This window comes from Streptomyces sp. NPDC008139 (assembly GCF_042957025.1).
Taxonomy (GTDB): Bacteria; Actinomycetota; Actinomycetes; order Streptomycetales; family Streptomycetaceae; genus Actinacidiphila.
In genome coordinates, this window is sequence record NZ_JBIBHM010000008.1 from 340,730 (window position 1) to 364,399 (window position 23,670).

Sequence of the window (23,670 nt, forward strand, 5' to 3'; positions counted from 1 at the left end):
CCGCACGTTAGCGCCGCCCGCCGGGCCCGCGCAGGTCCCCGCCGATCCCGGCTGGGTCTCTGCGGCGATAATCCCGTTGCCCGCCGGCACGCGGGCGGGGAAGGGTCGGGGCATGACCGACGCAGACCGCACCACCGCACACGACCTCGGCGCGCTGTTCTCACGCGGGCGCCTCGTGACGATCCCGCGCCGCGCCGCGCGCCGCGACCAGTTGCTTGACCACCTCGCGGAAACCCTCTTCGCGCCCGGCCGGGCGTACGGGGAGGCCGAGGTAAACGAGGCGCTGCGGACGGTTCACGACGACTGTGCGGCGCTGCGCCGCTATCTGGTGGAGTCCGGGCGGCTGACCCGCACGCCGGACGGTCGGACGTACCGGCGGGCGGGTCAGGACGCGGAGAGCGTCACGCGCTCGGGGTGATCTTGGTCAGGCCGTTGATCACGCGGTCCATCGCGTCACCGCCGGTCGGGTCGGTGAGGTTGGCGAGCAGCTTGAGGCAGAAGCGCATCAGCATCGGGTGGGTGAGACCGCGCTGCGTGGCGATCTGGAGCACCTTCGGGTTGCCGATGAGCTTCACGAAGGCGCGGCCCAGCGTGTAGTAACCGCCGTAGGTGTCCTGGAGGATGCGCGGGTAGTTCTGCAGGGCCAGCTCGCGCTGGGCGGAGGTGGCGCGGGCGTGCGCCTGGGTGATGACGTCGGCGGCGATCTGGCCGGACTCCATCGCGTAGGCGATGCCCTCGCCGTTGAACGGGTTGACCAGGCCGCCCGCGTCGCCCACCAGGACCAGGCCCTTGGTGTAGTGCGGCTTGCGGTTGAAGGCCATCGGGAGCGCGGCGCCGCGGATCGGCTGCGTCATGTTGTCCGGGGTGTAGCCCCACTCCTCCGGCATCGAGGCGCACCACGCCTTGAGCACCTCGCGCCAGTCCAGCTCGCGGTACGCGGAGGAGGAGTTGAGGATGCCGAGACCGACGTTCGACGTGCCGTCACCGAGGCCGAACACCCAGCCGTAACCGGGCAGTTGCCGGTCCTGCGGCCCGCGCCGGTCCCACAGTTCGAGCCACGACTCCAGGTAGTCGTCCTCGTGCCGCGGCGAGGTGAAGTACGTGCGGACCGCGACGCCCATCGGCCGGTCCTCGCGGCGGTGCAGGCCCATCGCCAGTGACAGCCGCGTGGAGTTGCCGTCCGCGGCGACCACCAGCGGCGCGTGGAAGGTCACCGGCCGCTTCTCCTCGCCGAGTTTGGCCTCGACGCCGGTGATCCGCCCGGTGCGCGCGTCCGTGATCGGGGCGCCCACGTTGCACCGCTCGTACAGCGTCGCGCCCGCCTTCACCGCCTGCTGGGCGAGGATGTCGTCGAAGTCGTCGCGCTTGCGGACCAGTCCGTAGTTCGGGTACGCGGCCAGCTCGGGCCAGTCCATCTGGAGGCGCACGCCGCCGCTGATGATGCGCAGGCCCTTGTTGCGCAGCCAGCCCGCCTCCTGCGAGATGTCGATTCCCATCGACACGAGCTGCTTGGTGGCGCGCGGGGTCAGGCCGTCGCCGCACACCTTCTCGCGCGGGAACGCGGTCTTCTCCAGCAGCAGGACGTTCAGTCCCGACTTGGCCAGGTAGTACGCGGTCGTCGAACCGGCGGGCCCGGCGCCCACGACGATCACATCGGCGCTGCGCTCGGACAGGGCGGTGTCGGTCACGGTGGGCTCTCCCGTTTCGGCGAGTGTCGGTGTCGGCGACGGTCGTTTTCGGCCGGGCGCTGCTCGGCCGAGTGCTGCCCGGCCGGTACCGAGTCTATGAGGCCCGGCGACGGGACACAGCGGGGCCCGCCTGAACCGCGGTTCGCGCGCAGCGCGGTGCGTTGACGCGAGCGCGCGGTCCTACGCGGACGGAGCCGTCGACGGAGCCGTCGCGCGGTGCAGGGCGACGATGCCCCCGGTGAGATTGCGCCAGGCCACCGCGTTCCAACCGGCCTCCTGGAGCCGAGTGGCGAGCCCCTTCTGGTCGGGCCAGGCGCGGATGGACTCGGCGAGATAGACGTACGCGTCGGGATTGCTGCTGACGGCCGTCGCGACCGGCGGCAGCGCCCGCATCAGGTACTCGGTGTAGACGGTCCTGAACGGCCGGTACGTGGGGTGGCTGAACTCACAGATGACCAGCCGTCCCCCGGGCTTGGCCACCCGCCGCATCTCGCGCAGCGCGGCGGCGGTGTCGTGGACGTTGCGCAGCGCGAAGGAGATGGTGACCGCGTCGAAGACGCCGTCCGCGAACGGCAGCCGGGTCGCGTCCCCCGCCGTCAGCGCCAGCTCCGGGTGCCGCTTCTTGCCCTCGCGCAGCATCCCGATCGAGAAGTCGCAGGGCACGACGTCCGCTCCCGCGGCGGCGAAGTGCAGCGAGGACGTGCCCGTCCCCGCCCCCAGGTCCAGCACCCGCTCGCCCGGCCCCACCTCCAGGGCCTGCGCCACGGCCTTCCGCCACAGCCGCGTCTGGCCGAGCGACAGCACGTCGTTCGTCACGTCGTACTTGGCCGCCACGTCATCGAACATCGCGGCGACTTCGTGCGGTTGCTTGTCCAACGATGCTCGCGTCACCCCCCCACCCTATTCGCATCGCGCGCCGCCCGGGCCGCGGCCTCGTCGGGGGACCTACGCGCGGCGGTGGACGAGGCGGCCGGCCAGGACGGTGGCGACGCAGGAGCCGTCGGTGGCGAGGACGGCGAGGTCGGCCCGGCCGCCGGGGGCGAGGCCGGGCGAGGTGGTGCCGGGCCAGAGCCGGAGGAGGCCGGTGCGGTCGACGGCGGAGCGGACGTCGGCGTCGGTGAGGTCGTCCACCACCCCGGTCACCCCCCGGGAGAGGAGCTCGTGGATGCCGCGCCGCACCGACTCGGCACGGTCGTGCGGCCGGTCGGGGTCCTGCGGGTCCTCGTGGTAGGTCTCTTCGAGGAAGACGCGCACGCCGTCGGCGACGAGTCCGGGGCCGATGGTGCCGCGCCAGCGCCGTACCCGGGCGTCCGGGTGCGCGGCGGCGACCTCGTCCATCGGCCCGACGGCGACGACCCGGCCGCCGTCGACGAGGACGGCGCCGTCCGGGACGGCCTCGCCGCCCGCGGTGAGCCGGAGCAGCGGGGCGACGTGAAGGGTCAGCATGGGTCCATGATCCAGCACGCGGGGCCTCCGGGGGCAGGCCGCCCCCGGACGCCTCAGCGCGAGACGTCCAGCAGCTTCAGCTCCGGGTGCGCCGTACCGCCCTCGATGGCCGTGGACGACAGGTGCGAGACGACGTGGTCGTTGACCGGGTCGTTCGCCGGGTCGTCGTGGATGACCAGGTGCTCGTACGTGGTGGCGCGCTGCGCCGGGACGCGGCCCGCGGACCGGATGAGGTGGATCAGCTCCATCCGGTTGGAGCGGTGCTTGGCGCCGGCCGACGACACCACGTTCTCCTCCAGCATCACCGAGCCGAGGTCGTCGGCGCCGTAGTGCAGCGAGAGCTGGCCGACCTCCTTGCCGGTGGTGAGCCAGGACCCCTGGATGTGGGCCACGTTGTCGAGGAAGAGCCGCGCGATGGCGATCATCCGCAGGTACTCGAAGAGGGTCGCCTGCGTCTGCCCCTTCAGGTGGTTGTTCTCCGGCTGGTAGGTGTACGGGATGAAGGCCCGGAAGCCGCCGGTACGGTCCTGCACGTCGCGGATCATCCGCAGGTGCTCGATCCGCTCGGCGTTGGTCTCACCGGTGCCCATCAGCATGGTGGAGGTGGACTCCACGCCCAGGTTGTGGGCGGTCTCCATGATCTCCAGCCAGCGCTCGCCGGACTCCTTCAGCGGCGCGATGGCCTTGCGCGGCCGGGCGGGCAGCAGCTCGGCCCCGGCGCCCGCGAAGGAGTCCAGGCCCGCCGCGTGGATCCGGCGGATCGCCTCCTCGGCACTGACCCCGGAGATCCTCGCCATGTGCTCGACCTCGGACGCGCCGAGGGAGTGGATGACGAGCTGCGGGTACGCGGCCTTGATCGCGGAGAAGTGCTCCTCGTAGTACTCGACCCCGTAGTCCGGGTGGTGGCCGCCCTGGAACATGATCTGGGTGCCGCCCAGCTCCACGGTCTCCGCGCAGCGCCGCAGGATGTCGTCGAGCCCGCGCGACCAGCCCTTGTCGGTGTCCTTGGGGGCCGCGTAGAAGGCGCAGAACTTGCACGCCGTCACGCAGACGTTCGTGTAGTTGATGTTCCGCTCGATGATGTACGTCGCGATGTGCTCGGTGCCCGCGTACCGGCGGCGGCGTACGGCGTCGGCGGCCGAGCCCAGCGCGTGCAGGGGCGCCGAGCGGTAGAGGTCCAGCGCCTCCTCCGGCGTGATCCGGCCACCGGCGGCGGCACGGTCGAGGACGGCTGCGGTATCGCTCACCGGGAGGTCCTTTCGGAGGAGTGCGGACGTGGAGTGCGGACGGACCAGCCCAGCGTACGCCAGCGTCCCGGACGACCCACGGCCCCCACGTACGGGTGCGCCGGACGCGCATGAACGCCGGACGCGGGGGTGGGCCGGACACGAGGGTGGGCCGGACACGCGTGTGCGCCGCGGCGAATCATGTCGCCGCGGCGCACACGCCGGGTCTCGCGGGTCGTGCCGGACGGTCGGGGGGACCGTCAGCCGTTCAGACCCTTGGCGAGCTGCTCGTCCGCCTGCTGGAAGGCGTCGGCCGCGCTCTCCAGGAACTTGCCCATGCCGTCCAGACCCTCGATGGTCTTGGTGGCACCGGTGTTGAACTCGCTGTAGGACTGGTCGAACTGCTTCGAGGAACGGTCCGTGACGTAGCCGCCGTTGACGAGATCCTGAACGAACTTGTGCAGCGTGTTCAGCTTCTCGGTGATCTCGTGCTGACCGGTGCGCAGCTTGGTGGCCGCATCCCGCATGTCCTGATACGTAACGTTGACATTAGCCATAGCGGCTTACCTCTCGTCGAACGTGCCGCAGGGCCGACCCCCGTGGCTCCTGATCGCAGATTTGTCTGATGGTCTGCTGATGCCTCAACTTACAGGGGAGGACGTGAGGGGTGCAGCCTCTGGTTCCCGGTACCGAAACGTCGACGTGACGGCGTCGAAGATGTCGAAGAACGAGTCCGCCAGGTCGAGTACGGCGCTGCTGCCCGCCACGAGCGCGACCTTGTCGGTGTGCCCCGGCAGCGGGATGAACGTCTGCATCAGCACGGTCCGCACCGTCCGCGAGTCGCCCGGCACGGTCACGTCCTCGATGCCGTACGTCCGCGCGGCCAGGCCCGTCTCCGGGATGTCGACGGTGGTCACCTTGCGCCACGGGTCACCGTCCTTGGCCGCCTCCCGCGTGCGCAGCCCGGCCACGATCGACGCCGGGTCCGCCGCCAGCAGTTGGCCCTCCGGCGTCCGCGCGCCGACCAGCGAGACGGTCACCGACGCGGTGAGCGGCAGCGCGCCGAAGTTCTGCGCCATGCAGCCGACGTACACCGCGCCGCTCTCGTACGCGTCCCGCGCCGCCTTGCGCAGGAACCGCGCCAGCACGTCGCGGTGTTCGGCCAGCGCCGGATTCTCCTTGACGCGCTGCGCGATGGTGCGGCGCACGCTCTCGTCGCGGGTCGCCGGGTGCAGGTCGAACTCCCACCACGTCATGGGCACCGTGAGGGAGAAGCCCTCCCGCTCGACGGGCATCACCCGTACGGGCCGCGGCTGTTCGCTGTCGTCGGCGTCCGCGCCGGGGGTCGTCACTTGCCGTCTCCCTTGGCGGACTTGGCGAGTTGGTCCGCGAGGTCCTTGTCCGCCTTCTTGATCTCGCGCACCGCGGTGTCGGCCATCTTCGACAGCCCCTCCAACTGGCTGTCGATCTCCTTACGGCCGTCCTTCCAATTGCGCTCGAAGCTGTCGAGCGCCCCCGACACCTTGTCCGAGCCCAGCTTGGCCTCGTACGAGTTGAAGAGTTTCCGCGTCCCGTTCATGGTCGTCCGCACGGAGTCCAACGTCCGCGCGAAGTCCTCAAGTCCGGTCAGATCGACCGCCAGCCGATCCGGAGCCCCACCCATCCGATCCCCCTCCCCACGTCACGTCGTCCGCTCCAACAATCCCACCGTTCCGCCGCCGGGCGGCGCGGCCGTGACGCGCAGCAGGTCGTCCTCGGGGTCGAGGACGAAGCCCGCCGAGACACGACGACGTCGGGGTCGCCGTCCAGCGCGTCGATCTCCACCCGCCCGGCGAGCCGCCGCATGGCCGCCGTCGTCTGATCACCGGGACCCCGCACGCCCACCCGCGAGTCAGTCGGCATGGCGGGTCCAGGCCGGGGAGTCGCGGGGTGGGGCCGGGCGGACGTGCCAGTGGGTGCGGTCCGCTTCCGGTTCCCAGTACGGCACATCGCCCTCGTAGTACAGGCCGTAGGCCCAGTGCTCGGGGTCCTCGTGGCCGAGGAGGTCGGGGCCTGTCGCCAGGTCCTGGCCGCCCCACGCCTGGTTGACGCGGGCCACCGCCTCGGCGCGCGACAGGCCGAACAGGCCGACCAGCTCGTCGGTGATGTCCCGCAGGGACTCCAGCGCCTCGGGAGACGTCGGCATGATGAACTCGTCCTCGGACACAGCGCCTCCCTCAGCGCACCAGTGAACGGGTGAACAGGTCGGCCGCCTTCGAGCCGAAGACGGCGATCTGATGCCCGTCGAAGACCCCCGCCGCGCCCTTCCGGAACGCCTTGAGGTTCAACAGCATGGGCCCTTCGACCAGTTCGTAATTGTGCATGGCCCCGCCCATACGGTTGTGCCGGATGAAGTTGGCCAGCTCGTCGCTCGTACCGTTGAAGACCTTACTTCTCAGGGCCTCCAGCTCACTCTTGGGCACTTTGAAGTGCACCACTTCGGGGACGTCGCCGGAGCGCCCGGCCAGGATGCGCGACCACTTCTGCGCCTGTTCGAGGTCGTTGGTGACATAGAAGCCGCCCTTGCCGAAGTCCATCGCACGGGTGCTGAACGTGGTGTCCACGCCGTTGGCGAGGATGCCTCGCAGACCGCCGCCGGTGGTGCCGTGGTAGAGGTCGACCAGGCACTTGCCCTTGAGGCCGCGCGGGTCGGACCAGTTCAGCGGATTGAGGACGTAGGCGTAGGGGTCGGTGCCCGCGTCCAGGCCCAGCGGGTCCGGGCTGAGATAGCGGGCCGTCTCGGGGTCGTAGTAGCGCTCGTAGTTGTAGTGGAGCCCGCTCTCCGCGTCGTAGTACTGCCCGGGGAAGCGCAGCGGGCAGTCCGCGGCGTCGTCACGGCCGCCGTCCCCGCCGCCCCACAGGGCCGGACCCGGCCGCCGCCACACCACGACACCGTAGAGATCGACCATCTCGGTCGGCGTGCCGATGAGGTCGGTGACGATGGCGTGGAAGCGCTCGTCGACCTCCCCCGGCGACAGCTCCGCGCTCCCGGCCGGCCGCTCGGAGTCCGTCGTCCGGACCGTCTGGGCGATCGGGACGTCGTCGTCACCGTAGTCCCAGGTCACGGTGGTCCCGTCGGAAGTCCGCTCCGCCAGGCGGGTGCCGTCCCAGGTGAAGTCGGTGTGCTGTCCGGCGTCCCCGGCGTCCCCGGCGTCCGACACACGCGTCTTCGCGATCCGGCGGCCGAGCGGGTCGTAGCGGTACCGCCAGGTCTCGCCGTCCGGCGTACGCAGTTCCGTGAGCCGGTCCGCCGCGTCCCATGAGTAGTGCCAGGTCCGCCGGCCGCCGGACAGCAGCCTGCGCACGCGCTGGACGACCCGGCCCTGCGCGTCGTGGACGAAGGTGCTCCGCCCCACCGACCGGACCCGGGGCCCGGCGTCGTAGGTGTGCGCCGCCTCGTCGTCCCGGCTCGCGCCGACCCTGGACGAGCCGAGAGCGCCGCGGGCGTCGTACGCGTAGGACTCGCTCCAGTCGGCCCCGGTCACGGCGGTCACCCGTCGACGGCTGTCGAGCCCGAACCGCACCGCGGCGCCGTCAAAGTCCGTCAGGCTTTCCAGATAGCCGTCGATCGTGTGCTCGTACGTCCGGGTCGTCGGCCGGCCGTCGGCGCCGCGGGTGACGCTCAGCGCGGTGGCCCGCGCCTCGTCCCGCCAGTCCCAGGTCAGGGTCAGGTCCGCGCCGATCCGGCGGACCGACTCGCGACCGGCGGCGTCGTAGCCGATGTCCACGGTCTGGCCGCCGACCTCCCGGCGCGTCGGCCGGTTCCCCGCGCCGTAGGTCCAGGTGCTGACGGCCCCCGCGGGCGTCCGGCGCCGCGTGCGTCGGCCCAGCGCGTCGAACCACGACCTGAGCTCGCGCCCGTTGACCCGTTCGGCCAGGACCCTTCCAGCCGGGTCGAGTTCGAAGGACACGTCCGCGGCGGGCCCGACGGCCCGGGTCATGCGGCCGAGCAAGTCGTACTGGAACTCGGTACGTTCGGCGTCCGCCGTCTGCTCCACGACATTGCCCAGGACGTCGCGCCGGAAGGCGATGGACTGTCCCGCCCCGTTGACCCGCTCCGTCAACTGCCCCGCTTCGTCGTAGCGGTAGGTGAGTGACCGCCCCGCGAAGTCGGTCTCGGCCGTGAGCCGTCCGGCCGCGTCGAAGGTGTAGCTCCACCGGTCGCCACCCGGATCGACGACGGAGGTGAGCCGCAGTTCGGAGTCGTACGTGAACTCGTAGCGGGAGCCGTCGGGTTCGGTACGTGCCGTGCACAGGTCGAAGTGCGTGTTCTCGTAGCGGGTGACGCCACCGGTCGCCGAACGGTGCTCCGCCAGGCTGCCCTCGACGTCGTACGTCCACTCGTCCACGGCGCCGTCCGGTGTCACCCGCCGGGCCAGTCCTCCCTCCGGCGTCCACTCCAACCGCGTGACCGCGCCCGTCACATCGCGGCTGAGGATCACCCGCCCGAACGCGTCCCGTTCGACCTCGGTCACCGCGCCGGTCCCGTCCGTCACGGTCAGCGGAAGTCCCGCCGCGTCGTTGACGACGGTCTGCTGCACCGTGCCCAGCCCGTCGATCACGGCTTCGAGCGCCCCGCGCGCGTCGTAGCGGAACCGGGTCGTCACGCCCAGCGGGTCGGTGGCGGACACCTGGTTCCCGAACTCGTCGTACGTGAAGCGCGCCGTCGACCCGTCGGCGTGGGTGACCAGGACCGGCCGTCCGAACGCGCCGTATTCGACCTGTGTGGTGGCCCCGTCGGGGCGTGCGGTGAGGGTGACGTTCCCGGCCTCGTCGTAGCGGAACCGGGTGGTCCGGCCGAGTGCGTCGGTGCGGCTCAGCAGGCGTTCCCCGACACCCGGCGCGGGGGCCCAGTCGAAGGAGGAGGTGTGGCCGAGCGGATCGGTGATGCCGGTCAGCTGGAACGCCTCGTTGAAACGGTATTCCGTCGCCTCGCCCAGCGAGTTGGTGGCGACCGTCCTGCCCTCCTGCGGTGCGTACGCGTAGGAGTAGTCGAGCATCCCCTCCGAGCCGTGGGCGCGGACGCAGCGCCCGTCGGCGTCGTACTCGTAGGTGTACGTGGTCTCCCGGCCGTCCCGCCAGCCGGTGACACGGCGCTGGTCGTCGTAGTACAGCGAGAACGCGCCGCCGTTGGCGTCCACCGTCCGGTGCAGATTGCCGCGGTCGTCGTACCCGTACGCGACCAGGCTCGGCTCGCGCGCGTCGCTCAGCAGCCGCATCGCCGTGATCCGGCCGTCCCGTGTCTCCACGCCGACCCGGTAGCCGCCGGAGCTTTCCACGGTGAGCGGGACACCGCCCGGTGTGTAGGTGACCTCGACGGTGTTCCCGTTGCGGTCGACGGTGCGGCGCAGCAGCAGTTCCGCGGCTCCCTTGCGCGGGAAGAAGTGGTGCGTGGTCCCCGACTCCGGCAGGTGGACGGTCATCCCGTCGGCCGGGTCCCCGTTCCACCGCAGCGGCCAGAGCGGCCCCACCACCGGAAGAACGTCGGTGTCGGGCTGCGGGACCGGGTAATGGGTGACGGTCCCGTCCTCCTTGATGAACCGCACCCCCTCGTCGTCGAGGATCAGCCGCATGTCGAGCACCGACGACCAGGACGGGCCGAGCCAGCGACCGCCCCGGAAGGTCGACCGGTGGTGCCGTTCCCACACGACAGGCAGAATCCCCGGCAGCCTGAAGTCCGTTGCCGACATGACCACTTGACCGGTGGCCACGTCCACGGGGTCGCCGCACGTGATGAGCTTCTGGAACTCGCGGCCCATCTCCCGCAGACCCGTCACGCCTTTGCGGACGCTGTTGGCGATGTTCTCCAGCGCTTTGCCGGATTTGAGGAGGGCGGGGAGTTCGCGGGCCATCTTCAACAGGCCGCCGGCGGTGGTGAGGCCCTTGAACATGGGGATGCAGTCCAGGGCCGCGAACAGGACGTCCCAGAGGCTGGCCTGGCCTTTGAGGTATTTCATGACGGTGTCGGCCAGGACCAGGACGGCGGCGGCCAGGACGAGCCAGGCCAGGGGGCCGCCGATGATCAGGACGACGATGCCCAGGACCGCGACGATGACCTTGCAGACCGCGATGATGTCGTCCCAGTGGTCGGCGACCCAGTCGACCGCCTTCTCCCACCAGTGCTTGTTCTTGATCCCCGCATCGCTCGCCTCATGCAGCGCGTGCTGCGCGGTGGAGGCCGCGTCGTCCCGCAACTGGGCCGCGTCGGCCGCGAGTTGTTTGGCGGCGTCGAGCTTGGCCTGCGCGCTGTGGACGGCGGTGGACGCGGTGGTGTGGGCGCTCTGAGCGTCCGTGGCGTTACGGGCCGCCGCACGCACCTCCTCCGCCGACGGCGGCGGCACGTTCGGCTTCGGGTCCTCCTGATACGACTTCGACTTGTCCTGCGCCCGCTTCACCCACGCATCAGCGTTCGTGAGCTGGGACTTGGCGGTGTCCAGCTCCTGCCGCGCGGTGCGCCCCTGGGCCAGCGCCCGGTCCGCGTCACCCTGCGCCGTCTCCAGCTTCGGCCAGTAATCATCCAACGCACCCGACGCCAGGCGGTAGGAGCGCTCCAGCTTGTCCAGCTCACCCGGCAGGTCCCCGAACTGCTGCCGGTACGCGTCCCCCGACAACCCCGCCCACTCCTGGACCACGGTGTCACCGCTCAGGCCGCGCACGGACCGCAGCGCCGAGGCGACATCATCGGCGAAATCCCCCAGCTTCCGCGCGAGTTCCTTCACCTCGAACGGATCACCCGGCACCGGATCCCGGTCCAGATCCAGCACATCCCAATCCGTCGGACGAGCCATCGCCAGACACCCCCGCCCCCGTACGACAACACCTCAACTCAACGCATCATGCCCACTAGGACGGTGTGCGCAAGGGGGCCGGTTCCCGGGGAGCCGGGGAGGGGGGCGGTAGGAGGGAGGGGGGTCAGATGAGGTCGACCTTGGCGCTGGGCGGGAAGCCGACGCGGCGGGCGAATTCGGCGATGCCGGTGAGCTGGTCGCGGCCGAGGGAGAAGTCGAGGGTGGTGAAGTAGCGGCGGAGCAGGTCCTGGTCGAAGGACTCCCAACGGGCGGCCTGTTCCGCGACCTTCTCGACCTCTTCGAGGGAGAGGTCGCGGGAGGCGAGGAAGGCGCGGTGGACGTCGCGGACGGCGTCGGGGCGGGCGGTGAAGTAGTCGCGGCGGGCGGCCCAGATCGCGAAGACGAAGGGCAGTCCCGTCCAGTCCTTCCACATCTGGCCGAGGTCGTGGACCTCAAGGCCGAGGCGGGGCGCGTCGTGGAGGGAGGCGCGCAGGGCGGCGTCGCCGATGAGGACGGCGGCCTGGGCCTCCTGCATCATCAGCGAGAGGTCGGGCGGGCAGCGGTAGTAGTCGGGCGTGACGCCGTACCGCTCGGTGAGCAGGAGTTCGGCGAGGCGGACCGAGGTGCGGCTGGTGGAGCCGAGGGCGACGCGCTGGCCGTCGAGGCGGTCGAGCGGGAGCTGGCTGACGATCACGCAGGACATGACGGGGCCGTCGCAGCCGACCGCGATGTCCGGGAGGGCGACGAGCTGGTCGGCGTGCTTCAGGTACTCCATGAGGGTGACCGGGCCGATGTCGAGGTCGCCCTCGACGAGCTGGGCGCTCAGCTTCTCCGGGGTGTCCTTGGTCAGCTCCAGGTCGAGCAGCGCGCCCGTTCTGGCCAGGCCCCAGTAGAGGGGGACGCAGTTGAGGAACTGGATGTGGCCGACCCGGGGGCGGGTCCGGCCGCTTTCGGCGTCACGCTCAGAAGTGTCCACCTGTCGGACGCTACTCCTGGGTCGGGGCCGTACCGCGCCGGGGGGCTTCGGGGTGCCCTCGCGGTGACGGCCGCGGGCCGCCCGCGCCGACCGCCGCGAGACGGTCGACGAACCGCCGCGGGACCGCCGTACGGGCCGCCCGCGCCGACCGCCGCGAGACGGTCGACGAACCGCCGCGGGACCGCCGTACGGGCCGCCCCCGACCCTCCCCCGGCACCCCCTCCGCGACCCCTTCCACGGGCTCGAAAAGACCGATCTTGAGACCCTTCCCCGGCCTCGACCCTGCGTGCTACGCTCATCGCAAGTTGCAGTTTGGTTTCCCTTGCAGTACAGAGCCTGCGGAGCATGTAACCCGCAGGCTTTTGTAGTTTTCAGACTTCGCAGTTGCAGGTTCTGGAGCAGGGCAACCCTTTGGGCCCAAGGAGGGCTTTATGGCTACCGGAACCGTGAAGTGGTTCAACGCTGAAAAGGGCTTCGGCTTCATCGCCCAGGACGGCGGCGGCCCGGATGTCTTCGTCCACTACTCCGCGATCAACGCCTCCGGCTTCCGCTCCCTCGAGGAGAACCAGCCGGTGACTTTCGACGTCACGCAGGGCCCGAAGGGTCCTCAGGCGGAGAACGTCACCCCCAACTAGTCCTTGGACTAGCTCAAGGGTAGAGATCACATCGCCCGAACCTGCAGTACCAAGGGGCCCCGCACTTCCGTGTGGGGCCCCTGCCTTTTACGGGTCAGCGAGGCCGCTTCCGGTACAGCTCCTCGATCTCCTCCGCGAAGTCCCGCGCCACCTTTGAACGCTTCAACTTCATCGACGGCGTGAGATGTCCGCCCTCTTCGGTGAATTCCACCGGAAGCACCCGGAATTTCCGGATCGACTCGGCTTGTGACACCGAGGAGTTCGCGTCGTCCACCGCCTTCTGGAGTTCCGCCAGCAGCTCCGGATCGTCGACGAGCTGGGCGGGCCGCAGCCCCTCCTTGTGGTGCATCCGCTGCCAGTGCCCGAGGCCGTCCGCCTCCAGGGTCAGCAGCGCCGCCACGAAGGACCGGTTGTCGCCGACGACCATGCACTGGCCGACCAGCGGATGCGCCCGCAGCCGGTCCTCCAGCGGTGCCGGGGCGACGTTCTTGCCACCCGCCGTGATCAGGATCTCCTTCTTCCGGCCGGTGATCGTCAGATAACCGGCCTCGTCCAGCGCCCCGATGTCCCCGGTAGGGAACCAGCCGTCCCCGGAGTCCTGTCCGGGAGGTGCCACGGCCACCCCCGGTACGCCGCCGGGCGCGTTCCAGTACCCGGCGAAGATCTGGCCGCCGCGCAGCAGCACCTCGCCGTCCGGCGCGATCCGTACCGCCGTACCGGGCAGCGGCCAGCCGACCGTGCCGAGCCGGGGGCGCAGCGGCGGTGTCACGGTGGCCGCCGCGGTCGTCTCCGTCAGGCCGTACCCCTCGAAGACCATCACGCCCGCGCCCGCGTAGAAGGCGGCGAGCCGCTTGCCCAGCGGTGAGCCGCCGCAGATCGCGTACCGCACCTTGCCGCCGAGCGCGGCGCGGATGCGCCGGTAGACCAGCGGGTCGTACAGCGCGTGCGCCAGCCGCAGTCCGAGCGAGGGGCCGCCGCCCGCACCGGCCTGCTGGGCGACGACGGCCTCCCCGTACCGCTGCGCGATCCCGGCGGCCCGGTCGAAGGACGCCGCCCGGCCGATCTTCTCCGCGGTGGCGCGGCCGGTGTTGTAGACCTTCTCCAGGACGTACGGGATCGCCAGCAGGAACGTCGGACGGAACCCGGCCAGGTCGGCGAGCAGGTCCTCGGTCGCGATGCTCGGCGCGTGTCCGAGGCGTACCCGGGCGCGCAGGCAGCCGATCGCGACCATCCGCCCGAAGACGTGCGAGAGCGGCAGGAACAGCAGCGTCGAGGCAGGCTCCTCGCTCACCGACCTGAACACCGGGTGCAGCAGCTCGATCGCGTTGTCGACCTCGGCGAAGAAGTTGCCGTGCGTCAGGACGCAGCCCTTCGGGCGGCCGGTGGTGCCCGAGGTGTAGATCAGGGTCGCCACCGACCCGGGCGTCAGGGTCGCCCGCCGCCCCTCCACCAGCGCGTCCGGCAGCGTCCGGCCCTCCGCCGTGAGCTGCGCCAGCCCGCCCGCGTCGAGCTGCCACAGATGCAGCAGGTCCGGCAGCCCGCGCCGCTCCCCGCTCACCAGGCGGCTCTGCTCCACGTTCTCCACGACGCACGCCGCCGCGCCCGAGTCCGCCAGAATCCATGCCGTCTGGGACGCGGACGACGTCGGATAGATCGGCACCGTGATCAGGCCCGCCGCCCAGGCAGCGAAGTCCGTCAACGTCCACTCGTACGTCGTCCGCGCCATGATCGCCAGCCGGTCGCCCGGCTTCAGCCCCGCCGCGATCAGGCCCTTCGCGACGGCCACCACCTCGTCCCTGAACTCCCGTGCCGTGACGTCGTGCCACTGGGCCCGGACGTCCTTCCTGCTCAGCACGGGGTCGTGCGGGGCCTCCGCCGCGTTCGTGAACGGGATGTCCGCCAGGCTCCCCTTCTCCGGGGGCGGGACGAGGGGCGGGACCCCGGCCTGGACGACTCGGTCGCCGTCCTTGAGGGTTTCGGGTTCCCCGCTGGTACGTATCGGCATGCTGCGGCTCCAGACGTGGTGAGGGTTTCCCCCTGCCGGGGGGGGGTGAGCAAGACGCTGTGGCGGCGGAACCGTCTTCCGTCAGCGGACCGCGGCTCAGGGGCGCTCCAGGACGGCCGTCACGCCCTGGCCGCCGGCGGCGCAGATGGAGATGAGGCCGCGGCCCGTCCCCCCGCGCTCCGCGAGGAGCCCGGCGAGGGTGGCGACGATCCGGGCGCCGGTGGCGGCGAAGGGGTGCCCGGTGGCGAGGGAGGACCCGGCGACGTTGAGGCGGGCGCGGTCGACGGCGCCGAGGGGGCCGTCGAGTCCGAGCCGCTCCGCGCAGTAGGCCTTGTCCTCCCAGGCGGCGAGCGTGGCGAGGACCTGGGAGGCGAAGGCCTCGTGGATCTCGTAGAAGTCGAAGTCGGCGAGGCCGAGCCCGGCGCGGGCGAGCATGCGGGGCACGGCGTAGGCGGGGGCCATCAGCAGCCCCTCCTCGCCGCCGACGTAATCGACGGCCGCGGTCTCGTACGCGGTGAGGTAGGCGAGCGGTTCGAGCCCGCGCTCGCGCGCCCACTCCTCGGTGGCGAGCAGGACGACGGCCGCGCCGTCGGTGAGGGGCGTGGAGTTGCCCGCGGTCATGGTGCCGTCCGGGCCGCCGTACACCGGGCGGAGCCTGGCCAGTTTCTCGACGGTGGAGTCGGGCCTGAGGTTCTGGTCGCGGTCCAGCCCGCGGTACGGGGTGACGTACGGATCGAGGAAGCCGCGGTCGTACGCGGCGGCGAGGTTGCGGTGGCTGGCGGCGGCCAGTTCGTCCTGCGCCTGGCGGGTGATGCCCCAGCGCTCGGCGGTGAGCGCGGCGTGGTCGCCCATGGACAGGCCGGTGCGGGGTTCGGCGTTGCGCGGGACGTCGGGCGCGAGGTGCCGGGGCCGTACGGCGGTCAGCGCACGGGCCCTGGCGCCGGTGGACTTGGCGCGGCGGGCGGCGAGCAGGATGCGGCGCAGGTCGTCGTTGACGCCGAGCGGCGCGTCGCTGGTGGTGTCGGCGCCGCCCGCGATGCCGGAGTCGACGACGCCGAGGGCGATCTTGGCCGCGACCGCGAAGACGGCCTGGAGGCCGGTGCCGCACGCCTGCTGGATGTCGTACGCGGGGGTCGTCGGGTCGAGGACGCTGCCGAGCACGGTCTCGCGCGCGAGGTTGAAGTCGCGGCTGTGCTTGAGGACGGCGCCCGCGGCGAACTCGCCGACGCGTTCGCCGCGCAGGCCGGTGCGGTCGGCGAGGCCGTCGAGGGCGGCCGTGAGCATGTCCTGGTTGGAGGCGGTGGCGTACGGGCCGTCTGAGCGCGCGAAGGGGACGCGGTTGCCCGCGACGACGGCGACACGGCGGAGGGTCTGCATGCGATCTCCCAGGGCTCCCCGAGGGCGGCTCGGGGCTCTTTGCCGAAGCCCCGGGCTCCTTGCCGGAACCCAGGGCTCTGTGCTGGACCTCAGAACTCTTTGCTGGAACGGTGACTCACCAGTAGCCTTACCGCCGGTAAACTTACTCCAGAGTAAGGAGAAGGCCAATGGCCGATCGCTACCTTCGTCTGACCGGCACGGCCCCCGGCCGCTTCCTCACCCGCCGCCTCGGCCTGCCACAGCCGACCCCGCTGCTGCGCTGGTCCGCCGAGCACCCCCGACTCGACGGTCCCGTGCTGCGGTTGACGGCGGGCGAGGCCGTACCCGCTCCGGCTCCCGCGTCCGACGCTCCGTACGCCGCCGTCGTCCTCGACGCCACCGGGATCGCCGAGCCGGCCGGGCTCGGCGCCGTGCACGCCGCCCTGCACCCGCTCGTACGGTCGCTCGCCGCCTGCGGTCGGATCGTCGTACTCGGCGCGCGTATCGACCCCGCCGACCCGCACCAGGCCGCCGCCCAGCAGGCGCTCGAAGGCTTCACCCGCTCCCTCGGCAAGGAGGTCGGCCGCGGCAGGACCGTACAGCTCGTACGACTGGCGCCCGGTGCCGACGCCGAGGCCGCGCTGGGGTTCCTGCTGTCGCCGAAGTCGGCGTACGTCAGCGGGCAGGTCATCGAGGTCGGCCCGGCGGCGTCCGGGACGCAGGCCGCTCCGCGCGAGGGCGCGCGCGTCGCGCTCGTCACCGGCGCGGCCCGCGGCATCGGGGAACAGGTCGCCGCGACGCTGGCCAGGGACGGCGCGCACGTCGTCTGCCTCGACGTACCGCAGGCCGCGGACGCGCTGGCCGCCGTCGCCGCCCGGCTCGGCGGCAGCGCGCTGCCGCTGGACATCACGGCGCCGGACGCGGGCGAACGGATCGCCGCCGCGGCCCCCGACGGCCTCGACGTACTCGTCCACAACGCGGGCATCACCCGTGACCGCAAGCTCGCCAACATGGGCGCCGACCGCTGGGACCCGGTCCTGGACGTCAACCTCGGCAGCGTGCTGCGCACCACCGACCACCTGCTGAAGTCCGGCGCGCTCAACGCCCACGGCCGGATCGTCGCCACCGCCTCCATCAGCGGCATCGCGGGCAACGCGGGCCAGACCAACTACGCCGCGTCCAAGGCGGGCGTCATCGGCTTCGTCCGCGCCCTGGCCGCCGTCCCCGAGGTGCGCGAGCGCGGCATCACCGTCAACGCCGTCGCCCCCGGCTTCATCGAGACGCGGATGACCGCCGCCGTTCCCCTCGTCATCCGCGAGGCGGGCCGCCGGATGAACTCCCTCGGCCAGGGCGGCCTCCCCGTGGACGTCGCCGAGACCGTCGCCTGGCTCTCGGCCGCGGCCTCCGGGGGGATCACCGGGCAGGTCGTCCGCGTCTGCGGGCAGTCCCTGCTGGGGGCCTGACCATGGCCCTCATGCTGACCCTCGGCCGCGGCGTGGTGACCGGCATCGGCAAGCGGCCCTCCGCGACCGCCGCCGTGCCGCCGGTCCGGCTCACCGCCCCGGCCGTACGCATCGACCCGGCGCGGCTCGCCGCCTACGCCTCGGTCTGCGGCTTCCCCGCCTCCGGCGCGGGCCCGCTCCCGCTCACGTACCCGCACGTCCTCGGCTTTCCGCTGGCCGCGCGGATCATGGCCTCCCGCGCCTTTCCGCTGCCGATGCTGGGCCTCGTCCACACCTCGATCTCGCTGGTCTCCCGCGCGCCGCTGACCGCCGCCGACCGGCCCGACATCACGGCCTACGCGGCCGGGCTGCGCGGGCACCGGCGGGGTACGGAGGTGGAGCTGGTGACGGAGGCGCGGGTGGACGGGGAGGTGGTGTGGGAGGACCGCAGCACGTATTTGGCCCGGCACGGGGGTGGGGCGGGGGGCGGTTCGGCTTCCGGGGGCGGGGGCGGCGATCGGGCGCCGTTGCCCGTGGTGGGTGAGTGGCGGTTGGCCGCCGATCTTGGGCGGCGGCACGCCAGGGTGTCGCGGGACTACAACCCGATTCACCTTTATCCGCTGACGGCGCGGATGCTGGGGTTTCCGCGGGCTATCGCGCATGGCATGTGGACGGTTGCGCGGTGTGCTGCCGAGGTTCCGGAGGCGGGGGGGCTTGAGGCCGTCTTTCACTCTCCGGTGCTGTTGCCCACGACTGTCACGTACGGAGCTGCCGCCGGGGCCTTCGAGCTCCGCTCGCCTGGGCGTCTCCATCTCACCGGGACCGTCACTGGCCCGTAGGGCCAGGAACCCAGCGCCGCCCAGCCATGAGATTGGACAGCCCGGCCCAGGCGAAATTCATCAGCGTGGCAGCGGACTCCTTACCCGAGGCACCACCCCGATGCGCCGCACCCCACCCCGCCAACGACTCGGCCGCGCCGACCAGCGCGTGCGCCAGACCCGCGACCTCCCGGTCGGCAAGAGCCTCGTCACAGGACGCCCCACCGTCCCGCGCCGCGGCAGCGATCAGCTCGGTGACGAAGGCGACGATCTCCGCCCGCATGACGGCCACTTCGGCCGCGAAGGGCTCACCGACCGTACGGGCCTGGCTGTAGAGGACGGTCCAGCCGTCCGGATGGGCCTCGGTGTGCTCGAAGAAACCGAGCAGACCGCTCCAGAGCTGCCGGTCGGCGGCGGCGCCGGGCTCCACGGCGGCGCGCACGGCCGCCTTCAGGGCCTCGGCCTCGCGGCGGATGCAGGCCGTGAAGAGGTCGTCCTTGGAGTTGAGGTAGAGGTACACGAGCGGCTTGCTGACCCCGGCCGCCTCGGCGATCTCGTCCATGGACGCGGCGCGGTATCCGCGCCGCGCGAAGGTCGCCACCGCCGCGTCCAGCATCTGCTGCTCGCGTACGGCTCGCGGCACCCTCTTGCCCCGCACAGCCACCGGCCCCACCTCTCCCCTTTGACTCCCCCCGGGGGGACACCCCGAGGGCCACCCCGGGGCAAGCCTAAGGGGCAGGCGTCAGGCGGTGTGCGGCTCGGCGTCGCGGGCGGTCTCGCGGGTGGAGTCACGCGCGGCGTCGTCCGCCTCGTCCTCCATGGTGATGTTCGCGGCGAGGTTCAGCCGCGTGCGCTCCACCCGGTCGGACACCTGACGGGCCGCCTGCTCGCGGGCTCCGCGCAGGAGCACCCAGCTCAGGGGCGCCGACACGATCAGCGCGAGCAGGACCACCCACAGGTAGTTCGAGTCCCCCAGCCCCGCTGGCAGGACATGCAGCCGGACCAGCCCCCAGATGACGCCGAAGGAGGCGACCATGAGGCCGAAGCGCAGTGCGGTGTAACGGAACATGCCTTCAGTGAAGCACGCCGCCTCCGCGCCGGAGGAAGAGGGTGTGCGACCCGGAACACCGGCCGCCCCTCGGAGCGTCGCGCCGACGTCACAGCGTCAGGAGCATCACGATGTCGTCGCGGTCGTCACCGGGAGCGACCCGGATGGCGGCGGGAATGCGGCCGACCTCCTTGTAGCCGCAGGCGGCGTAGAAGTGGTCGACGCCGGTGCCGCCGCGGCAGGTGAGGCGGACGGCCTCGATGCCGTGGAAGCCGCGGGCCGCTTCCTCGACGGCGGCCATGAGCGTACGGCCGTGGCCGCGGCCCTGGTGGGAGGGGTGGACCATGAGCGTGTAGAGCCAGATCCAGTGCGTCATGAGCCGGTGGCTGTTGTACGCGAGGAAGGCGGTGGCGGCGACGCGACCGTCCTCGTCGCGGCCGACGAGCAGGCGGCGTTCGCCGGAGCGGACGGCGGCCAGTGACCGGTCCATGTCGGGACGGACGTCGTCCGGGGTGACGGGAGGCACGAAACCGACGGCACCCCCCGCGTTGGACACATCGGTCCACAGGGCGAGGATGCCGTCGGTCAGTTCGTCGTCAATGAGCGGATCAAGCTCACAGGTAAGACCCATAAGGGCAGCGTAGCCATTACCGGCGCGGGACGCTGTCACCGGCGTCACACCCGGCCCAAAGCGCCGCGCCCGCCGGCCGTGCGCCGCCGGGCACCCGCGTCCACCAGCCGCGGGGCCGACAGGCACCCGCGCCCGTCGGCCCCGCGGCGTCACACCCGCATCGGCTGCGGCGACTCCCGGCGCGACTCGTCGGGGCCCGGGTACTCCCGGATGATCTCGTAGCGGGTGTTCCGCTCGACCGGCCGGAACCCCGCGTCGCGGATGAGGTCCAGGATGTCGTCCCGCGTGAGCTTGTTGGGCGTGCCGTAGTCGTCGGCGTCGTGCGTGATCTTGTACTCGACGACGGAGCCGTCCATGTCGTCCGCGCCGTGGTTGAGGGCGAGCTGCGCGGTGGACAGGCCGTGCATGACCCAGAAGACCTTGACGTGCGGCACGTTGTCGAAGAGCAGCCGGGAGACCGCGAAGGTCTTGAGCGCTTCCGCGCCGGAGGCCATCGTCGTACGGGCCTGGAGGGTGTTGCGGACCTTGCCGTCCTTCATGTCCACGAAGTCGTGCTGGTAGCGCAGCGGGATGAAGACCTGGAAGCCGCCGGTCTCGTCCTGGAGTTCACGCAGCCGCAGGACGTGGTCGACGCGGTGCTTCGGCTCCTCGATGTGGCCGTAGAGCATGGTCGAGGGGGTCTTGAGGCCCTTGGAGTGCGCGAGGCGGTGGATCCGGGACCAGTCCTCCCAGTGGGTGCGGTGGTCCACGATGTGCTGGCGGATCTCCCAGTCGAAGATCTCGGCGCCGCCGCCGGTCAGCGACTCCAGGCCCGCGTCGATGAGCTCGTCCAGGATGTCGGAGGCCGACATGCCGGAGATCGTCTCGAAGTGGTGGATCTCCGTCGCGGTGAACGCCTTGAGCGACACCTGCGGCAGCGCTTCCTTGAGCGCCTTCAGCGAGCGCGGGTAGTAGCGCCACGGCAGCGACGGGTGCAGGCCGTTGACGATGTGCAGCTCGGTGAGGTTGTCGCCCTCCATCGCCTTGGCGAGCTTGACCGCCTCCTCGATCCGCATCGTGTACGCGTCCTTCTCCCCCGGCTTGCGCTGGAAGGAGCAGTACGCGCACGACGCGGTGCACACGTTCGTCATGTTGAGGTGCCGGTTGACGTTGAAGTGGACGACGTCACCGTTCTTCCGCGTGCGCACGTGGTGGGCGAGGCCGCCCAGCCACGCGAGGTCGTCGGACGCGTAGAGCGCGATGCCGTCCTCGCGGGTCAGCCGCTCACCGGCGTAGACCTTCTCCTCCAGCTCGCGCTTGAGCCCAGCGTCCATCTGCTCCTCCTACCAAGTCGACCTCACCGAGGCTACTCCCCCGGCCATCGGCCGGAAGGCACCCCCGTTCACGCCTCTTCGGGAAGCGCCCCGACGCGGTTCTCCCACTTGGTGGACAGCACGATCGTGGTACGCGTCCTGGCCACGCCCTTGGTGCCGGACAGCCGCCGGATGGTGCGCTCCAGGCCGTCGACGTCGCCGACCCTGACCTTGAGCATGTACGAGTCGTCGCCCGCGATGAACCAGCAGTCCTCGATCTCGTCCAGGTCGCGCAGCCGCGTGGCGACCTCTTCGTGGTCGGCGGCGTCACTCAACTGGAGGCCGACGAGCGCGGTCACGCCGAGGCCGAGCGCGGTGGGCGCGACGGTGGCGCGGTAGCCGGTGATCACCCCTGCCTGTTCGAGGCGGTTGATGCGGTCGGTGACGCTCGGACCGGAGAGACCCACGAGTCGGCCCAGCTCCGCGTACGACGCCCGGCCGTTCTCGCGCAACGCCTGGATGAGCTGCCTGTCCACCGCGTCCATCAGAATGGACCCTCCCGTTCGTGCCGCGACTGCGCTGTCCGGACAAGAATCTAAGGCATCAACGGGTGCGCGCCCTGCGCATCTGCTCTTCCGATGCCCGAATCACCCAGGTCCGGACCATCTGGCCCGCAGGAATCGCGCGCGCCGCGCGGCTCAGCCGCCCGATCCCTCGCTCAGGCCCCCGCCCAGCTCGCCGCGCCAGCGGCGGTACAGCTTGTGCGGCACCCCCGCCGCGTCCAGCGCCCGCCCCGCCACGAAGTCCACCAGGTCCTGGATGTGCGTGGCGCCCGCGTAGAAGGCGGGCGAGGCCGGGAGCACCACGGCTCCCGCGTCGTCCAGCGCCACCAGGTGACGGAGCGTCTGGCCGCCGAGCGGCGTCTCGCGGACGGCGACCACCAGCGGACGCCGCTCCTTGAGCGTGACGCTCGCCGCGCGCTGGAGCAGGTCCTTGGAAAGACCGAGCGCCACCCCGGCCACGCACGCGGTGCTCGCGGGCACGATCAGCATCCCCTTGGCCGGGTACGAGCCGGAGGAGGGACCGGCCGCCAGGTCGCCCGCGGGCCAGTACCGTACGGCCGACAGGTCCGCGACGCCGGTGTCGCGGGTGATGTCGGTGGTGCCGTCGGCGCCGCGGGCCAGCCAGCGGGCCAGGTCCTCGCGCCAGTGCGCGTCCCTGAACGGCTCGCCGGTCTCGTCCAGCAGCGTCAGCCGGGCGGCCCGGCTGACCACCAGGTCCACCGCCTCGCCCGCCGACAGCAGCGCGCGCAGCACGGCCGCGGCGTACGGCGTCCCGGAGGCCCCGGACACGCCCACCACCCACGGCCTGCGCTCGGTGTCGTCCATACGGCCGACCCTAACGACCTCGCGATCGACCCGCGCGAGCGGGAACCCGGGAGGCGTGCGCGGACGTTGTGCACACTGGAGAGCACTGGACCTGAGGGGGGCTTCGGTGACGTACGGACAGACCGCGGGACGATCAGCCGGTACGGGAGGGCGCGCCGACTCGCTGCTCGCGCCGCTGCGCGCGGGCGGCCGGGTGACGGCCGCCGGCGTCCTCATGCTGGGCTGGGTCGGGCTGCTGTGGGTGATCGAGGCGGTCGACGTGATCGCCGGGCACCGTCTCGACTCGCTCGGCATCGTGCCCCGCAAGCCCGCCGAGCTGATCGATGTCGTCCCGTCCGCCTTCATCCACTTCGGCTTCGGGCACGTGGCCTCCAACAGCCTGCCGCTGCTCGTCCTGGGCTTCATCGCCGCGCTGCGCGGCATCGGCCGCTATCTGGCCGTCGCCTTCACCGTCATCGTGATCGGCGGCCTCGGCGTGTGGCTGATAGCCCCGGCCCACACCAACACCGCAGGCGCCTCCGGGCTGGTCTTCGGGCTGTTCAGCTATCTGCTGGTGCGCGGCTTCGTGGACCGCAGGGCGCTGGACATCGTGGTCGGCGTCGTCGTCGGCGCGGTCTACGGCTCGATCCTGTGGGGGGTGCTGCCGACCGCGAGCGGAGTCTCCTGGCAGGGGCACCTGTTCGGGCTGATCGGCGGCGTGGTGGCCGCGTTCCTGTTCCGCGAACGGACGGTGGCCGTCACGGCGTGACGTCCACGGGGCACGACGGCCGCGTCGGGACGGGACGGTGTCACACCGTCACACCGTCAGACCGCGTCACTGGGTCACTGGGTCACTGGGTCACTGGGTCACTGCGACACCGTGACACCCGCGACCCCGTGGCCGCGACCACGC

The 23,670-nt window shown here is 71.6% G+C and carries 23 protein-coding genes; 5 read left to right on the plus strand and 18 right to left on the minus strand.

All coding sequences use genetic code 11. The annotated features are described in order from the left end of the window. Window positions 1-112 precede the first annotated feature (112 nt). Window positions 113-418: a DUF2087 domain-containing protein gene (locus ACFZBB_RS19515; protein ID WP_391123788.1), complete on the plus strand. Its 306-nt coding sequence runs from the start codon at window positions 113-115 to the stop codon at window positions 416-418. Here the strand turns inward: ACFZBB_RS19515 and ACFZBB_RS19520 are convergent. From ACFZBB_RS19520 to ACFZBB_RS19565, 10 genes are all read right to left on the minus strand, one after another. Beyond that, a complete protein-coding gene (locus ACFZBB_RS19520) occupies window positions 402-1,688 on the minus strand; it encodes a geranylgeranyl reductase family protein (protein WP_355340468.1) in 1,287 nt (428 codons plus the stop codon). The two genes, ACFZBB_RS19515 and ACFZBB_RS19520, sit on opposite strands and share 17 nt — an antisense overlap. A gap of 180 nt (window positions 1,689-1,868) precedes the next feature. Then, window positions 1,869-2,579 carry a demethylmenaquinone methyltransferase gene (locus ACFZBB_RS19525; RefSeq protein ID WP_391123790.1) on the minus strand — a complete coding sequence of 237 codons (711 nt, stop codon included), beginning with the start codon at window positions 2,577-2,579 and terminating at the stop codon, window positions 1,869-1,871. A gap of 54 nt (window positions 2,580-2,633) precedes the next feature. Then, on the minus strand, window positions 2,634-3,134 hold the full coding sequence (locus tag ACFZBB_RS19530; RefSeq protein WP_391123792.1) for a hypothetical protein: 501 nt from the start codon (window positions 3,132-3,134) through the stop codon (window positions 2,634-2,636). Window positions 3,135-3,187: 53 nt separating this feature from the next. Further along, window positions 3,188-4,381: a cyclic dehypoxanthinyl futalosine synthase gene (mqnC, locus tag ACFZBB_RS19535; RefSeq protein ID WP_391123794.1), complete on the minus strand. Its 1,194-nt coding sequence runs from the start codon at window positions 4,379-4,381 to the stop codon at window positions 3,188-3,190. 239 nt (window positions 4,382-4,620) lie between these two features. Next, window positions 4,621-4,917 (minus strand): WXG100 family type VII secretion target, encoded by a 297-nt coding sequence (locus ACFZBB_RS19540; protein WP_188281644.1) that lies wholly within the window; start codon window positions 4,915-4,917, stop codon window positions 4,621-4,623. A gap of 84 nt (window positions 4,918-5,001) precedes the next feature. After that, window positions 5,002-5,655 (minus strand): hypothetical protein, encoded by a 654-nt coding sequence (locus ACFZBB_RS19545; RefSeq protein ID WP_391123977.1) that lies wholly within the window; start codon window positions 5,653-5,655, stop codon window positions 5,002-5,004. Between the two features lie 53 nt (window positions 5,656-5,708). Next, window positions 5,709-6,023: a hypothetical protein gene (locus ACFZBB_RS19550; protein ID WP_391123796.1), complete on the minus strand. Its 315-nt coding sequence runs from the start codon at window positions 6,021-6,023 to the stop codon at window positions 5,709-5,711. Window positions 6,024-6,251: 228 nt separating this feature from the next. Beyond that, the gene (locus ACFZBB_RS19555) at window positions 6,252-6,566 is read right to left on the minus strand and encodes a hypothetical protein (RefSeq protein WP_391123798.1); all 315 of its coding nucleotides are present in this window, start codon (window positions 6,564-6,566) and stop codon (window positions 6,252-6,254) included. 10 nt (window positions 6,567-6,576) lie between these two features. Beyond that, the gene (locus ACFZBB_RS19560; protein ID WP_391123800.1) at window positions 6,577-11,187 is read right to left on the minus strand and encodes a DUF6531 domain-containing protein; all 4,611 of its coding nucleotides are present in this window, start codon (window positions 11,185-11,187) and stop codon (window positions 6,577-6,579) included. 124 nt (window positions 11,188-11,311) lie between these two features. After that, the gene (locus ACFZBB_RS19565; protein WP_391123802.1) at window positions 11,312-12,163 is read right to left on the minus strand and encodes an MqnA/MqnD/SBP family protein; all 852 of its coding nucleotides are present in this window, start codon (window positions 12,161-12,163) and stop codon (window positions 11,312-11,314) included. 431 nt (window positions 12,164-12,594) lie between these two features. Between ACFZBB_RS19565 and ACFZBB_RS19570 the strand changes: the two genes are divergently transcribed. Further along, the gene (locus ACFZBB_RS19570; protein WP_033177709.1) at window positions 12,595-12,798 is read left to right on the plus strand and encodes a cold-shock protein; all 204 of its coding nucleotides are present in this window, start codon (window positions 12,595-12,597) and stop codon (window positions 12,796-12,798) included. A 94-nt stretch (window positions 12,799-12,892) separates the two neighbouring features. On the opposite strand, the gene ACFZBB_RS19575 is transcribed toward ACFZBB_RS19570, so the two are convergent. Both ACFZBB_RS19575 and ACFZBB_RS19580 read right to left on the minus strand, forming a co-directional pair. Next, window positions 12,893-14,803, minus strand: a complete 1,911-nt coding sequence (locus tag ACFZBB_RS19575; RefSeq protein WP_391123805.1) for an AMP-binding protein — start codon at window positions 14,801-14,803, stop codon at window positions 12,893-12,895. 96 nt (window positions 14,804-14,899) lie between these two features. Then, window positions 14,900-16,180: an acetyl-CoA C-acetyltransferase gene (locus ACFZBB_RS19580; RefSeq protein WP_391123806.1), complete on the minus strand. Its 1,281-nt coding sequence runs from the start codon at window positions 16,178-16,180 to the stop codon at window positions 14,900-14,902. Window positions 16,181-16,347: 167 nt separating this feature from the next. Between ACFZBB_RS19580 and ACFZBB_RS19585 the strand changes: the two genes are divergently transcribed. Both ACFZBB_RS19585 and ACFZBB_RS19590 read left to right on the plus strand, forming a co-directional pair. Continuing rightward, on the plus strand, window positions 16,348-17,622 hold the full coding sequence (locus ACFZBB_RS19585; protein WP_391123808.1) for a 3-oxoacyl-ACP reductase: 1,275 nt from the start codon (window positions 16,348-16,350) through the stop codon (window positions 17,620-17,622). Between the two features lie 11 nt (window positions 17,623-17,633). Beyond that, window positions 17,634-18,440, plus strand: a complete 807-nt coding sequence (locus ACFZBB_RS19590; RefSeq protein WP_391123810.1) for a MaoC/PaaZ C-terminal domain-containing protein — start codon at window positions 17,634-17,636, stop codon at window positions 18,438-18,440. Here the strand turns inward: ACFZBB_RS19590 and ACFZBB_RS19595 are convergent. The 6 genes from ACFZBB_RS19595 to ACFZBB_RS19620 form a co-directional block, all read right to left on the minus strand. Then, on the minus strand, window positions 18,427-19,035 hold the full coding sequence (locus ACFZBB_RS19595; RefSeq protein WP_391123979.1) for a TetR family transcriptional regulator: 609 nt from the start codon (window positions 19,033-19,035) through the stop codon (window positions 18,427-18,429). The genes ACFZBB_RS19590 and ACFZBB_RS19595 overlap by 14 nt on opposite strands. A gap of 126 nt (window positions 19,036-19,161) precedes the next feature. Then, entirely contained in the window at window positions 19,162-19,488 is a 327-nt protein-coding gene (locus ACFZBB_RS19600) for a DUF4229 domain-containing protein (protein WP_391123812.1), read from the minus strand. Between the two features lie 88 nt (window positions 19,489-19,576). Further along, a complete protein-coding gene (locus tag ACFZBB_RS19605; RefSeq protein ID WP_391123814.1) occupies window positions 19,577-20,098 on the minus strand; it encodes a GNAT family N-acetyltransferase in 522 nt (173 codons plus the stop codon). 149 nt (window positions 20,099-20,247) lie between these two features. Then, window positions 20,248-21,411 carry an aminofutalosine synthase MqnE gene (mqnE, locus tag ACFZBB_RS19610; protein ID WP_391123817.1) on the minus strand — a complete coding sequence of 388 codons (1,164 nt, stop codon included), beginning with the start codon at window positions 21,409-21,411 and terminating at the stop codon, window positions 20,248-20,250. Between the two features lie 68 nt (window positions 21,412-21,479). Beyond that, window positions 21,480-21,935 carry an Lrp/AsnC family transcriptional regulator gene (locus ACFZBB_RS19615; RefSeq protein WP_188281655.1) on the minus strand — a complete coding sequence of 152 codons (456 nt, stop codon included), beginning with the start codon at window positions 21,933-21,935 and terminating at the stop codon, window positions 21,480-21,482. Window positions 21,936-22,088: 153 nt separating this feature from the next. Continuing rightward, window positions 22,089-22,778 (minus strand): UbiX family flavin prenyltransferase, encoded by a 690-nt coding sequence (locus tag ACFZBB_RS19620; protein ID WP_391123819.1) that lies wholly within the window; start codon window positions 22,776-22,778, stop codon window positions 22,089-22,091. Between the two features lie 214 nt (window positions 22,779-22,992). Between ACFZBB_RS19620 and ACFZBB_RS19625 the strand changes: the two genes are divergently transcribed. Further along, entirely contained in the window at window positions 22,993-23,526 is a 534-nt protein-coding gene (locus tag ACFZBB_RS19625) for a rhomboid family intramembrane serine protease (protein WP_355340731.1), read from the plus strand. The last annotated feature ends 144 nt before the right edge of the window (window positions 23,527-23,670 follow it).

Bases quoted from the DNA above. Each gene is read 5' to 3' on its own strand.
- ACFZBB_RS19515 (WP_391123788.1), top strand. From the start codon at position 113: ATGACCGACGCAGACCGCACCACCGCACACGACCTCGGCGCGCTGTTC.
- ACFZBB_RS19530 (WP_391123792.1), bottom strand. From the start codon at position 3,134: ATGCTGACCCTTCACGTCGCCCCGCTGCTCCGGCTCACCGCGGGCGGC.
- ACFZBB_RS19540 (WP_188281644.1), bottom strand. From the start codon at position 4,917: ATGGCTAATGTCAACGTTACGTATCAGGACATGCGGGATGCGGCCACC.
- ACFZBB_RS19545 (WP_391123977.1), bottom strand. From the start codon at position 5,655: ATGCCCGTCGAGCGGGAGGGCTTCTCCCTCACGGTGCCCATGACGTGG.
- ACFZBB_RS19550 (WP_391123796.1), bottom strand. From the start codon at position 6,023: ATGGGTGGGGCTCCGGATCGGCTGGCGGTCGATCTGACCGGACTTGAG.
- ACFZBB_RS19560 (WP_391123800.1), bottom strand. From the start codon at position 11,187: ATGGCTCGTCCGACGGATTGGGATGTGCTGGATCTGGACCGGGATCCG.
- ACFZBB_RS19570 (WP_033177709.1), top strand. From the start codon at position 12,595: ATGGCTACCGGAACCGTGAAGTGGTTCAACGCTGAAAAGGGCTTCGGC.
- ACFZBB_RS19575 (WP_391123805.1), bottom strand. From the start codon at position 14,803: ATGCCGATACGTACCAGCGGGGAACCCGAAACCCTCAAGGACGGCGAC.
- ACFZBB_RS19580 (WP_391123806.1), bottom strand. From the start codon at position 16,180: ATGCAGACCCTCCGCCGTGTCGCCGTCGTCGCGGGCAACCGCGTCCCC.
- ACFZBB_RS19585 (WP_391123808.1), top strand. From the start codon at position 16,348: ATGGCCGATCGCTACCTTCGTCTGACCGGCACGGCCCCCGGCCGCTTC.
- ACFZBB_RS19590 (WP_391123810.1), top strand. From the start codon at position 17,634: ATGCTGACCCTCGGCCGCGGCGTGGTGACCGGCATCGGCAAGCGGCCC.
- ACFZBB_RS19595 (WP_391123979.1), bottom strand. From the start codon at position 19,035: ATGCTGGACGCGGCGGTGGCGACCTTCGCGCGGCGCGGATACCGCGCC.
- ACFZBB_RS19600 (WP_391123812.1), bottom strand. From the start codon at position 19,488: ATGTTCCGTTACACCGCACTGCGCTTCGGCCTCATGGTCGCCTCCTTC.
- ACFZBB_RS19605 (WP_391123814.1), bottom strand. From the start codon at position 20,098: ATGGGTCTTACCTGTGAGCTTGATCCGCTCATTGACGACGAACTGACC.
- mqnE (WP_391123817.1), bottom strand. From the start codon at position 21,411: ATGGACGCTGGGCTCAAGCGCGAGCTGGAGGAGAAGGTCTACGCCGGT.
- ACFZBB_RS19615 (WP_188281655.1), bottom strand. From the start codon at position 21,935: ATGGACGCGGTGGACAGGCAGCTCATCCAGGCGTTGCGCGAGAACGGC.
- ACFZBB_RS19620 (WP_391123819.1), bottom strand. From the start codon at position 22,778: ATGGACGACACCGAGCGCAGGCCGTGGGTGGTGGGCGTGTCCGGGGCC.
- ACFZBB_RS19625 (WP_355340731.1), top strand. From the start codon at position 22,993: ATGCTGGGCTGGGTCGGGCTGCTGTGGGTGATCGAGGCGGTCGACGTG.